The sequence below is a fragment of the Stenotrophomonas sp. NRRL B-14846 genome, from assembly GCF_050473585.1.
Taxonomy (GTDB): domain Bacteria; phylum Pseudomonadota; class Gammaproteobacteria; order Xanthomonadales; family Xanthomonadaceae; genus Stenotrophomonas.
Window position 1 is genome coordinate 3,885,826 of sequence record NZ_JBFLUN010000022.1, and the last position, 11,705, is coordinate 3,897,530.

At 65.9% G+C, this 11,705-nt stretch carries 10 protein-coding genes; 5 read left to right on the plus strand and 5 right to left on the minus strand.

The annotated features are described in order from the left end of the window. The first annotated feature begins 2 nt into the window (after positions 1-2). Both AB1281_RS20070 and AB1281_RS20075 read left to right on the plus strand, forming a co-directional pair. Positions 3-692 carry a suppressor of fused domain protein gene (locus tag AB1281_RS20070; RefSeq protein WP_430346799.1) on the plus strand — a complete coding sequence of 230 codons (690 nt, stop codon included), beginning with the start codon at positions 3-5 and terminating at the stop codon, positions 690-692. A 177-nt stretch (positions 693-869) separates the two neighbouring features. After that, positions 870-2,297 carry an amino acid permease gene (locus tag AB1281_RS20075; protein WP_049446828.1) on the plus strand — a complete coding sequence of 476 codons (1,428 nt, stop codon included), beginning with the start codon at positions 870-872 and terminating at the stop codon, positions 2,295-2,297. Between the two features lie 92 nt (positions 2,298-2,389). Here AB1281_RS20075 and AB1281_RS20080 read toward each other — a convergent pair whose 3' ends face one another. Further along, positions 2,390-3,631: a dipeptidase gene (locus tag AB1281_RS20080; RefSeq protein ID WP_430346800.1), complete on the minus strand. Its 1,242-nt coding sequence runs from the start codon at positions 3,629-3,631 to the stop codon at positions 2,390-2,392. 220 nt (positions 3,632-3,851) lie between these two features. Beyond that, positions 3,852-5,021 carry a class I SAM-dependent rRNA methyltransferase gene (locus tag AB1281_RS20085; RefSeq protein ID WP_010487449.1) on the minus strand — a complete coding sequence of 390 codons (1,170 nt, stop codon included), beginning with the start codon at positions 5,019-5,021 and terminating at the stop codon, positions 3,852-3,854. A 348-nt stretch (positions 5,022-5,369) separates the two neighbouring features. Here AB1281_RS20085 and AB1281_RS20090 point away from each other — a divergent pair, with 348 nt between their 5' ends. Next, positions 5,370-6,332, plus strand: coding sequence for a TerC family protein (locus AB1281_RS20090; protein WP_010487446.1), 963 nt, complete (start codon positions 5,370-5,372; stop codon positions 6,330-6,332). A 107-nt stretch (positions 6,333-6,439) separates the two neighbouring features. Continuing rightward, on the plus strand, positions 6,440-7,210 hold the full coding sequence (locus AB1281_RS20095) for a rhomboid family intramembrane serine protease (RefSeq protein WP_430346801.1): 771 nt from the start codon (positions 6,440-6,442) through the stop codon (positions 7,208-7,210). Positions 7,211-7,302: 92 nt separating this feature from the next. On the opposite strand, the gene AB1281_RS20100 is transcribed toward AB1281_RS20095, so the two are convergent. Then, positions 7,303-8,409 carry a glycerophosphodiester phosphodiesterase gene (locus AB1281_RS20100; RefSeq protein ID WP_430346802.1) on the minus strand — a complete coding sequence of 369 codons (1,107 nt, stop codon included), beginning with the start codon at positions 8,407-8,409 and terminating at the stop codon, positions 7,303-7,305. A 190-nt stretch (positions 8,410-8,599) separates the two neighbouring features. On the opposite strand from AB1281_RS20100, the gene AB1281_RS20105 reads away from it, so the two are divergent. Beyond that, the gene (locus AB1281_RS20105) at positions 8,600-9,694 is read left to right on the plus strand and encodes a beta family protein (RefSeq protein ID WP_430346803.1); all 1,095 of its coding nucleotides are present in this window, start codon (positions 8,600-8,602) and stop codon (positions 9,692-9,694) included. Here the strand turns inward: AB1281_RS20105 and AB1281_RS20110 are convergent. Then, entirely contained in the window at positions 9,642-10,229 is a 588-nt protein-coding gene (locus AB1281_RS20110) for a sce7726 family protein (RefSeq protein WP_430346804.1), read from the minus strand. The genes AB1281_RS20105 and AB1281_RS20110 overlap by 53 nt on opposite strands. Before the next feature lie 124 nt (positions 10,230-10,353). Next, the gene (mnmE, locus tag AB1281_RS20115; RefSeq protein WP_430346805.1) at positions 10,354-11,703 is read right to left on the minus strand and encodes a tRNA uridine-5-carboxymethylaminomethyl(34) synthesis GTPase MnmE; all 1,350 of its coding nucleotides are present in this window, start codon (positions 11,701-11,703) and stop codon (positions 10,354-10,356) included. Positions 11,704-11,705 lie beyond the last annotated feature (2 nt).

Genomic DNA, 11,705 nt, shown 5'->3' on the forward strand with positions numbered 1-11,705 from the left:
CCATGGACGACGACACCCTGCTGGAGCGCAGCTGGGAGTATCGGGAGGAGACGCTGTACCGGCGGTTGTTCGGCAATACCGGGCCGGGCATCTATCCGATCGACATGGATCTGCTGCGCAACGTCTTCAAGCAGGAGCAGATCGACCCGCGCTGGCTGCATGTCGGCGTCAATGCCTGCCCTCCGCACGGTGATCGAAGGCACTGGATCTATGTCAGCTCCGGCCTGTCCAACCCTTGGGAAGGGCGGCACGAAGATGGCGATTCGGGGTTGGGCATCGAACTGATGCTTGAGACGCAGGAAGAAGCGACCTGGGCACTGACCACCTTGCGCTGGTTCACTGCGTACCACCTGCTGCTGTGCCACTCACGCATGCCCGGCAATCCGTTGGCGCCATGGGACCGGCTGAAGCTGGGGGGGCCGGTGGATCACGCAGGGAGCATGCTGCAGGCGGCCGTCTTCGTTCCGTCATTGCATTTCCCGGGACCCCAGCAACTGCCATCGGGACGATTCGACTTCCTGCAGCTGCTGCCGTTGACCCTGGACGAGCACGCGTTCGGCCGCGCGCAGGGCTTCGAAGTGCTGGTGGCCCAGTTGAGAACCCAAGGTGCGGCGCCGGTGGTCGATCCGCAGCGGGTCAGCATCGATCTGGCCCCTGCTCTCGCACTTCAATCGACTCCGGGCTCGCCTTGAGGGATCGAATCATTTCGAATCCTGCCAGAATTTGTGCCGATTCCGGCAGAATGCTCGGAGTACAGTCGCGCCGGTGACGCATCTGACCCACGTATGACCCCCGTCAGTGGTAATGCTGCGCTGCGTTCGGTCACACTCGGGAACTTGTCGTTCTTAGTCACCCCTTCCGAGGCCTGCATGTCCCTGTTCCGGCGCAAGTCCCTAGATTCCGTCACCGTCCACGAAGCCGGCAGGCGCCTGATTCCGACGCTCAGCTGGCCGCACCTGATCGCACTGGGCATCGGTGCCATCGTCGGCACCGGCATCTACACGCTGATCGGCGTCGGTGCCAACCTGGCCGGCCCGGCCGTGCTGATCTCCTTCGCCATCGCCGGCGCGGTCTGCGCCTGCGCGGCGCTGTCCTACGCCGAGCTGTCGACGATGATGCCGGCCGCCGGCAGTGCCTACACCTACAGCTACAGCGCGCTGGGCGAGGTGTTCGCCTGGGTGGTGGGCTGGAGCCTGATCCTGGAGTACTCGCTGGTGGTGAGTACGGTGGCGGTGGGCTGGTCCGGCTACTTCGTCGGCTTCCTCGAATGGGTCCACACCCAGTTCGGCTGGAACGTGCACCTGCCAGCTTGGCTCGCAGCCGGCCCGCACGTGGAAGGCGGCATGATCAACCTGCCGGCGATCGTCATCACCTGGCTGGTGGCCGGCATGCTGATGGCCGGCACCAAGGAAAGCGCCACCCTCAACGCCATCCTGGTGGTGTTCAAGCTGATCGCGCTGGCCATCTTCGTGGCTGTGGCCCTGCCCGCCTTCGACAGCGCCAACCTGCAGCCGTTCATGCCGTATGGCTTTGCCAAGTCGATGGGCCCTGATGGCGTCGAACACGGCGTAATGGCAGCGGCAGCGATCATCTTCTTCGCCTTCTACGGCTTCGATGCGATCTCCACCGCCGCCGAAGAAACCAAGAACCCGGGCCGCGACCTGTCGATCGGCATCATCGGCTCGATGATCGGCTGCACCATCGTCTACGTGCTGGTCGCGCTCGCGGCCGTTGGTGCGATGAGCTATGCAGTGTTCGGCCACAGCGCCGAGCCGCTGGCGCTGATCATGCGCCAGCTCGGCCATCCGACCGCGGCAATGGTGATCGGCGTGATCGCGATCATCGCGCTGCCGACCGTGCTGCTGGCCTTCCTGTACGGCCAGAGCCGCATTTTCTTCGTGATGAGCCGCGATGGCCTGCTGCCGCGTGGCCTGTCCAAGGTCAACGCGCGTACCGGCACGCCGGTGGCGACCACGCTGTTCACTGCGGTCGTGGTGTCGGCGCTGGCCGGCGTGGCACGCCTGGACGAGATCGCGGCACTGGCCAACGCCGGTACCCTGGCCGCGTTCACTGCAGTGGGCGTCTGCCTGGTGGTACTGCGCCTGCGCGAACCGAACCGCGAGCGCAGCTTCCGTACGCCGGCTGCTTTCGTGGTCGGCCCGCTGGCCGCGCTGGGCTGCATCTACCTGTTCCTCAGCCTGCCGCACAGCACGCAGCTGTACTTCCTGCTGTGGAACGTGGTCGGCCTGGTGCTGTACTTCCTGTACAGCCGCCGCCACGCACTGATCGCGAAGTAACCGGATCAGCGGTAATGCCGGCCGCTGGCCGGCACCTCGGATCCTGTTGATACGGGCAATGCCGGCCAGCGGCCGGCACTACCGCAGGGCGGTCAACCGCCCTGTTTTGCCGCGTAATCCTGCGCCTGGCGCATCACCCGCAGCAGGTTGCCGCCCCAGATGCCGGCAATCTGCTTCTCGGTATAGCCCTTGCGCAGCAGCCAGGCGGTGATCTTCGGCAGCTGGCTGACATCGGGCAGGTCACTCAGGCCGCCGCCACCATCCCAGTCCAGGCCGATACCCACGTGCTCGGGGCCGACCACCTTGAGGATGTGCTCGAAGTGGGCGAAGAAGTCGTCCAGGTCGGCATGCCGCACCGGGTGCTCATGGTCCAGTGCCTGTTCGGCTTTCAGCAGGGCCACGCCCTGCTCGATGCCCATCCCTTCCCAGCCGCCCAGCTGCCTGCTCAGCGCTTCTTCTGCCTGCTTGCGCTCGGGCGTCTTCGCGGTGTCGATCAGGTAGCCGCCATACGCGTTCACCTGGATCACGCCACCGGCCCTGGCCAGCTTGCGCAGGCGCGCGTCATCCAGATTGCGCGGGTGGTCGTACACGGCCTTGGCCGAGCTGTGCGACAGCACGAAGGGCACCGGCATCATCGCCAGCAGGTCGTCGAACACCGCGTCCGAGGCATGCGACTGGTCGATCACGATGCCCAGCTTCACTGCTTGCCGCACCAGCTCCTTGCCGGCCGGGCTCAGCCCCTTCCACTCGGCACCCTTCGGATCGGTAGCCGAATCGGCGAACTCGTTGTTGGCGAAGTGCACGGTGCTGAGCAGGCGCAGGCCGGCGCGGTGGTAGAACGAAAGCAGGCTCGGGTCTTCCACCAGCGGGCTGGCGTTTTCCATGCTGATGTAGACCACGCGCTTGCCGGCGCCCTTGATCCGCGCCGCGTCATCGGCGGTCAGCGCCAGCGCGAAGCGCTCGGGATTGGCCGCCAGCATCTCGCGGATTTCCATCAGTCGCTGCAGGCCATGGTCACGCTCGGCCAGGTGGGCCGCTGCGCTGCGATCGCCCTGATCGGTGTAGATCGCCCAGAAGCCGCCATCGAGCGCACCTTCGACCATGCGCGGGTAGTCCACCTGCGAAAGCGCGTTGCGGTCGTGGCGCTGCTCAATGTCGAAGCCGCTGCGACCGAAGTTGGCCGGCGTATCCAGATGGCTGTCGAGGGTGACCAGGCGCTGTTGCAGCGCCTTGGCACGGGCCAGCTCCTGCGCGCTGAACTCAACGGCGTGGACGGACAGCGGCGCGCACAGCACCAGGGCAAGCATGACAGACAGGTGGCGCAACGAAGGCATGGGCTCTCACCGCGAATGGGAAGAGCCCGACCATAGCGCCGTGGCCACGCATTGGGTAGCGCCGGGCCGCGCCCGGCGAATCGCGAGGCTTCCACGCAGATCCGCCGGGCGTGAATCATGTTCACTGCCCGGCGGCCAGCTTCCCGCGCATTGCGATGCGTTCGCAAGAATGGCGCCCCATTGATCAGGTGGCGCGGCTCGGCTCTACATCGTCCCGCGGTCAGTCCACCACGCGGCAGAACACGGCCTTCAGGTAACGCGATTCCTGCACGTGGGCCATGAACGGATGGTCCGGACCGGCGCCGGCTACCTTCAGGATCTGGATCGTGCGGCCGGAGAAATAGGCCGCGCGGCGCAGCATGTCGAGGAACTGGTCCTCGGCCACCAGGCCGGTGCAGGAGAACGTGGCGAACAGGCCGCCCGGCTTCACCACGCCCAGCGCCAGCTTGTTCATGTCCAGGTACTTCTTCAGCGCAGTGATGACCTGGTCGCGGTCACGGGTCATCTTCGCCGGGTCCAGGATCACCACGTCGTACTGCTCGCCACGATTGGCCGCATCGCGCAGCCACGGGAAGATGTCGGACTGGACGAACTTCGGGCGCACGTTGTTCAGGCGCGAATTGCCCTTGGCGATCTGGATGACGTCTTCATCGATGTCGATGCCGACCACTTCCGAGGCGCCGCGCGCGGCCGCATACACCGCAAAACCGCCGGTGTTGCAGCACAGGTCCAGCACGCTCTTGCCTTCCACCTGCTGGCTCAGCCACTCGCGGTTCTCGCGCTGGTCGGCGAAGAAGCCGGTCTTGTGCGCACCGGCCGGGTCGGCGCGGAACTTGATGCCGTACTCGGTGATCACCGACGCTTCGGTGGTGGTGTTGCCGTGGAAGTCGAAGCTTTCCTGCTTCTGCACGTGCTCGTCGGCGAAGCTGTGGAAGCGGCAGCCCGGGAACTGCTCGCGCAGGGCGTCGTAGATCCACTCACGGTGGCGGAACATGCCGGCGGCGAAGAACTCGACCACCACCAGGTCGCCGTAGCGGTCGACCACCAGGCCGGACAGGCCATCGCCTTCGCTGTGCACAACGCGCCAGGCGTCGGACACCGCATCGAGTTTGAGCACCTCACGGCGCAGCGACACCGCCTGGGCGATCTTGCGCGAGAACCAGCCGGCATCCACCGGCACGTTCTGGTCGGTCTCGAGGATGCGCACGGCAATGCGCGAATGCCCGTTGTAGAACCCGCGGCCAATGAACTCGCCATCAATGCCGACCACGTCGACGATGGAACCGGGCTTGGGCCGGACGGTCGGCTTCTCGACCAGTTTCTGGAAGATCCACGGGTGGCTGGAACGCCACGCGTTCTTGAGGCGGACAATCGGAAGGGGGGTATTCATCCACCTATTGTAAACCGGGCGCCGGGGTCAGATCCCCGCAGGGGCTCTGGCCCCGGCCTGCATGCCAACCAAGGTTGGCATCTACCAGAGCGGGGACCCCGGCCACCCGGCATTTGACGGCAGCCCGGCCAGGCCGCAGAATCGGCGCCAGAAGGGGAGTAGCTCCCAGACGTTGTCGCCGTCATTTCGAGCCCGCAGGCTCCGGTGCAACGGCAGTTCCAGCCGACTGGAACTGCGAGCGAGACCTTCGCCGTACTGGCGAAGCTCTGTCCCTGGATCCCCTCCCGATCCTCCGTTGCAGATCCTCGCCGTCCGGCCTGGCATTCATCTTTCCAACGGACATTCCCAATGCAGACGATCGGTAACGTGTGGTTGTGGGGCGGCTTCGCAGCGGTGGTGGTCATCGCCCTGCTGGTCGACCTCGTGTTGATGCGCCATGGTGGACCGCACAAGGTCACCTTCAAGGAGGCCCTGTGGTGGTCCATCGGCTGGGTCGCGCTGGCCCTGCTGTTCAATGCGGGCCTCTGGTACTACCTGAATGAGACCGCCGGCCAGGTCGTGGCCAACAAGGTCGGCCTCGAGTTCCTGACCGGCTACCTGGTCGAGAAGGCGCTGGCGGTCGACAACATCTTTGTCTTCCTGATGATCATGAGCTACTTCGCGGTGCCGGAGGAGCAGCGCCAGAAGGTGCTGATCATCGGCATCCTGGGTGCGATCGTGCTGCGTACGATCATGATCTTCGCCGGTAGCGTGCTGATCAGCCAGTTCCATTGGCTGCTCTACGTGTTCGGTGCCTTCCTGCTGTTCACCGGCTGGAAGATGTGGTTTGCCGCCGGCCAGGAGCCGGACCTGGAGACCAACCCGGCCCTGCGCTGGATGCGCAAGCACCTGCGCCTGCTGCCGGACTACGCCGGCAACGCGTTGAGCGTGAAGCGCGATGGCGTGCGCTGGTTCACCCCGCTGTTCGCGGTGCTGATCCTGATCGCGGTCACCGACGTGATCTTCGCCGTGGACAGCATCCCGGCGATCTTCGCGATCACCACCGACCCGTTCATCGTGCTCACCTCCAACGTGTTCGCGGTGCTGGGCCTGCGTGCGATGTTCTTCCTGCTGGCCGGCATGGCCGACCGCTTCCACCTGCTGCCGTACGGCCTGGCGCTGGTACTGGGCTTCATCGGCATCAAGATGATGATCATCGACCTGTTCAAGATCCCGACCCCGGTCTCGCTGGGCGTGGTCGCCGTGATCATCGCCGCCACCGTGGTGCTGAGCCTGAAGTACCCGCCGAAGGAAGGCGAAGGCCAGGCCTGAACCTGACCGGCTGAACGGCGCGGCCGGTGGGATTGTCCCGCCGGCCGCACCCCACTCTCCCGCTGCGGTGGCCTTGGTTTCGCGCCAGCCACCGCCATTGCTGAGGTATGGACAACAACGCGCCCCTGCCCGCCGGCGACGTGCCGGCCCCCCGCAATGACCGCTCGCGCATCCTGCGGGCGTTCAATGTCAGCCTGGCCGCCGTGCTGGTGCTGGTGGCCGTGTTCGCCCTGCAGGGCACGTTCGACTGGCGACCGTGGGCGGTCGCGCCGCTGGAGGCCAAGGGCCTGCTCGGCCTGATCGGCGGCCCGATGCTGCATGCCTCGGTCGAGCACATCGCCGCCAACAGCATCGCAATCCTGATCCTTGGCACCCTCGCCGGCAGCGTGTATCCGAAAGCCACCGTGCGCGCCCTGCCCCTGCTGTGGCTGGGTTCGGGCCTCGGTGCGTGGATGCTGGGCAATCCGGGCAGCGTGCATCTGGGCGCCAGTGGCGTGACCCATGGCCTGATGTTCCTGCTGGCCAGCCTGGGCCTGCTGCGCCGAGACCGCGCGGCGATCGCGACCGGCCTGATCGGCATGCTGTTCTACGGCGGCATGCTGATGACCGTATTGCCGCACGCCGACGGCGTGTCCTGGCAGTCGCACATGGGCGGCGCCTTCGCCGGCATCATCGCCGCGCTGCTGTTCCGCAACGCCGATCCGCTGCCGCCGCGCCAGCGCTACAGCTGGGAAGACGAAGAAGACGAGACCGAGCCGCTGGCCGATGACGAGCTGGAGCCGCCGTCACCGCAGCGCGTGCCGGTGCTGTGGCAGCCGCGCGAGGGCCAGGACTACGTGGTGATCCCGTTCCGCCGCCCGAACGAGCCGCGCGGCTGAGCGATGGTAGTGCCGGCCGCTGGCCGGCAACCTCGTGAACCTTCGGTGGGAATCTCCGGGTTGCCGGCCAGCGGCCGGCACTACCGGGAGAATCAGTTCCCCGCCGCGCCCATCCCGTCCACCGCCTGCCGGCCGAGCGCAGGATCATCGGTGAAGAAGGCATCGATGCCGGTCCCAAGGTAGGCGCGCATCTCGGCGATCGAGCCTTCCGCGTTGCGTGCGGCGTCGGCACCCTTGCGCAGGTTGCTGGGCTGGAAGTGATTCTCCGGGCGGAAGGTGTACGGAATCACCATCAGGCCGGCCGCGTGCGCATCACGTACCAGCGAGGTCGGCGTGCCCAGCGCGCCCTTGGCATCCAGCGGAATGATCGAGCGCAGCTCGGGGCCGATGCCATCGGCGTAGCCGGCGATGTCCTTCAGGCCGGCCGGGGTCATCATCTGTGCGTAGGTCAGCGTGCCGCCGGCCTTGGCGATGTCGGCCGGCTGGGTATCGCCCTTCCACAGCAGCTGCAGCAGGCGGATATTGCTGCCCCGGCCAATCTTGCCGTGCAGGTAGCGCAGGTTGGCGGTCTCGAACGACTGGATGGTGACCGGGCCGACGTTCGTATACGCGTTGCCACGCAGCGCGGCCAGCAGCTTGTCCTCCATCGGCAGGCCGATGGACTGGAAGTAGGTTGGGTGCTTGATCTCCGGCACCAGGCCGATGCCGCGGTTGGCGCGCCCGGCCTGTTGCACCAGGAAGGCCAGGATCTCGTCCAGGCTGGCGATGCGGAACTGGCCGTCGTAGGCGGTGCTGCGCAGTTCCGGCAAGCGCTCACGTGCGTACAGGGTCTTCAGCTCGGCCAGGGTGAAGTCTTCGGTGAACCAGCCGTCGACCTTCTGCCCATCGATCACTTTGCTGGTGCGGCGGCTGGCGAACTCCGGATGCGAGGCGACGTCGGTGGTGCCACCGATCTCGTTCTCGTGGCGGGCCACCATCACCCCGTCCTTGGTCATGACCAGGTCCGGTTCGATGTAGTCGGCGCCATCGGCGATGGCCTGCGCATACGAGGCCAGGGTGTGCTCGGGCAGCAGTGCGCTTGCCCCGCGATGGCCGTAGACCGACACCTTGGGTGCGGCCGGGGTGGAGGATTCAGCACTCATGGCCACCGATGGTGCCACGGCCAGCGACAACAGCAACGCACAACCCCACGACTTCACTGCGACTTCCCCAAGCGGTATGTGATGGGCGTCAGTATGAGGCGGCAATGTGACAGGTGGGGGACCTGGGGTCGGATCCCCGCAGGGGCTCCGACCCCGGCGCCGTCATTCTTCAACTATTCCGATTGATGCGCGAAGTGGTGCGCAACTAGCCTCGGGTGACCAACAGTGACGTTGTCGGAGGCAGATCATGGAAAAGCCGATGTACATGCCGATCCTGAAATGGCGACAGGGCGAGTATCTTGCAGTGGGCCGTGCCAGCGAAGGCATCAAGGACTGGATCCATCCCCTGTTCGAGATTCCCATCGAGCAGTGGGACTTCGAGAACGATGCGCCTGCGAAGTCACTCGACGAGCATCTGAAAAACGTCGGCAATCGCCTGGCCAAGAACTGGAAAGCACGACGCTGCCTGTTCGACTCGCCCTATCTTGCCGGCGACGACACCATGGCGGACGGGCAGCACCATCTTGAGCGGGTCTTCGACCTCACGCGCACAGCCGGTTGCCAGGCTGTTCCCGTAACCGGCATTGACCGGCATGCCGACTACCAGCAGGCAGTGGCCCGCATTATTGCCCGCGATGATCGCGGCTGCGGATTGCGGCTGGTACCGGATGATCTTGAAGGCAGGGGTCTGGCCCGAATCCCGGCATTGTTGAAACTGCTGGGCCTTGCGCCAGGCCAGGTGGACCTGATCCTGGACAGCTCGGCCGATGTCGCCGACTCGCCCACGCTGCAGTCAACCACGTGGCAGGCCTGGATCGCAGTCGTTCCGGATCTGGCCGACTGGCGATCAATCACCATCGCGGGCGGTAGTTTCCCTGCCAGCCTGAGCCCCTCGTCGAACTATCGCCCGCATGGCGATGTGAACCGCCGGGAATGGCGCGCGTACACCCGACTTGCCGGTAGTCGTCCAGATCGGATGCCGTGGTTTGGCGACTACGGCTGCGCTTCCCCACAGACCGAGCTGATGGATCCACGCCTGTTCGACCCCAATGCCAAGATCAAGTACACGATCGATGACCAATGGCGGATCGTGGTCGGCACCCAGATCAAGCGCAATGGTCGCGACCAGTACCGCGATCTGTGCAACCACCTAGTCTCTGAACCACCGGTGGTGTTCATGGGACGCGGCTACAGCTGGGGGGATGAGTACATCGAGGACTGTGCCAACAATGTCAGCAGTACCGGCGGAAGTTCCACCTGGCCGACCGTGGCCACCAACCATCACCTGACTAAGGTTGTTCGCGACCTCGCCAATCTGGCCGGCGCTTCATCTGTTCCCTGACCAGCGCACGGATTTCCGCAAGACTGTAAAGCTCACCCAGGCGCTCGCACAGCGCTGCACGGTTTCCGCGCAGCGCTGATTTTTCAGCGGTCCTACTGCTGATCAGGGCTTTCAGCTCATCGCGCCACAGCAGTGCCGCCACGGCGGTGGCCCTTACCGAGGGGTTGAGCCTGGCAGGCCGCAGCAGTTCCATCCTGACGGCATTGCGCGCACCACGTGAGGCCAGCCTGACCCCCCACCATGCAGGCAGTGTCTCCAGCGCATGATCCAGATGGCGCTGGCCCACCACGATCGTCGCCTTGTCGAGCACGTCGGAATAGAACTGCTGCTGCAATGGCAGTCTGCGCAACGTGTCGACATCACTCTTGATCTCGTAGCCGTGCAGGTGGCCATTGATGACACAGACATCGACCCGGCAGGCGCCGCGAGCAAGCCCCATCTCCTCCACGACAAGCGTGTTCGGATTGGCGACATGCTCTGCGATGACCTTCCTCAGCAGCGCTGATCGCACGTCACTGTCGGTGATCGGGTTCATGGCGGGATGATATCAAGGAGGCGTCGCGGCCCGGGTTGAAACAGCGAGGGGGCAGAGCCCCTTCGGGGATCTGACCCCGGCGCCTCTCAGCCGAGCGCGGGCTCGGCGCTACAGGAACGCGGCCTTACTTCCCGATGCAGAAGCTGGAGAAGATCCGTCCCAGCAGGTCATCGGCACTCATCTGCCCGGTGATCTCACCCAGCGCATCGTGAGCCAGCCGCAGTTCCTCGGCGGCCAGCTCCAGGTGTTCGTGGGCCAGTTCGGCATCGGCGCGTTGCGCGTGTTCCTGCGCCCGCTCGATTGCGTCCACATGCCGCGTGCGCGCAGAGAACTCGCCATCCACCTGCTCCCCCGCCCCGGCCGAAGCGATGCTGCGCAGGCGCGCGTGCAGATCTTCGAGCCCGGCACCGGTGGCGGCCGAAACGAACACCCGATCCGGATCGTCCAGCAGCGGCAGCACAGCGAGCAGATCCGACTTGTTGTGGATGTAGACCTTGTGCGGCACGGCCGCCACGGCATCGCCCAGCGCCACTTCACCGGCCGCCGGATCGCGCGCATCCAGCACGATCAGCGCCAGGTCGGTGCGTTCGATTTCTACGTGGGCGCGGCGCATGCCTTCGCGTTCGATGGCGTCGCCGCCGTCGCGCAGGCCTGCTGTGTCGACCAGGGTCAGCTCCAGGCCATCCAGGCGGATGGTCTCGCGCAGCGTGTCGCGGGTGGTGCCGGCGATGTCGGTGACGATGGCGCGCTCGCTGCCGGCCAGCGCATTGAGCAATGAACTCTTGCCGGCATTCGGCGGACCGATCAGCACCGCATGCAGGCCATCGCGCAGGCGGCGGCCGCGCTCGGCGTCCCGTCGCAGCAGGGCAAGATCGCCGCGCGCCTGCTCCAGCCCATGCCGCACCTGCGCTCCACCGAGGGTATCCAGCGGTTCGTCGGCGAAGTCGATGGCCGCTTCCACATGGATGCGCAGCAGCACCAGCTGCTCGACCACGGCGTCGATGCGGCGCGAGAACACACCATCCAGCGAACGGCGTGCGGCACGTGCGGCACGGTTGTCGCCGGCGGCAATCAGGTCGGCGATGGCCTCGGCCTGGGCCAGGTCGAGCTTTCCGTTGAGGAACGCCCGTTCACTGAATTCACCCGGTCGCGCCTGGCGTGCGCCGAGCGCGATGCAGCGCGCGACCAGTTGCTGCAGCAGCACCGGGCTGCCATGTCCCTGCAGTTCCACCACTTCTTCGCCGGTGAAGCTGTTCGGCGCCGGGAACCACAGCACGATGCCGTCATCAATGACCTCGCCGTCGGCATCGCGCAGGCGTGCGTAATGCGCGTGGCGCGGGCGCAGCGCAGGCGCACCCAATGCGTTGGCGATGGCCGCAGCGCGCGGGCCGGACAGGCGCAGCAGGCCGACGCCGCCTGCACCGGGTGCGCTGGCGATGGCTACGATGGTGTCAGTGCGAAAGGTATCGTCCATCG

Bases quoted from the DNA above. Each gene is read 5' to 3' on its own strand.
- AB1281_RS20070 (WP_430346799.1), top strand. From the start codon at position 3: ATGGACGACGACACCCTGCTGGAGCGCAGCTGGGAGTATCGGGAGGAG.
- mnmE (WP_430346805.1), bottom strand. From the start codon at position 11,703: ATGGACGATACCTTTCGCACTGACACCATCGTAGCCATCGCCAGCGCA.
- AB1281_RS20080 (WP_430346800.1), bottom strand. From the start codon at position 3,631: ATGCCTTCGTTGCGCCACCTGTCTGTCATGCTTGCCCTGGTGCTGTGC.
- AB1281_RS20110 (WP_430346804.1), bottom strand. From the start codon at position 10,229: ATGAACCCGATCACCGACAGTGACGTGCGATCAGCGCTGCTGAGGAAG.
- AB1281_RS20085 (WP_010487449.1), bottom strand. From the start codon at position 5,021: ATGAATACCCCCCTTCCGATTGTCCGCCTCAAGAACGCGTGGCGTTCC.
- AB1281_RS20090 (WP_010487446.1), top strand. From the start codon at position 5,370: ATGCAGACGATCGGTAACGTGTGGTTGTGGGGCGGCTTCGCAGCGGTG.
- AB1281_RS20105 (WP_430346803.1), top strand. From the start codon at position 8,600: ATGGAAAAGCCGATGTACATGCCGATCCTGAAATGGCGACAGGGCGAG.
- AB1281_RS20095 (WP_430346801.1), top strand. From the start codon at position 6,440: ATGGACAACAACGCGCCCCTGCCCGCCGGCGACGTGCCGGCCCCCCGC.
- AB1281_RS20075 (WP_049446828.1), top strand. From the start codon at position 870: ATGTCCCTGTTCCGGCGCAAGTCCCTAGATTCCGTCACCGTCCACGAA.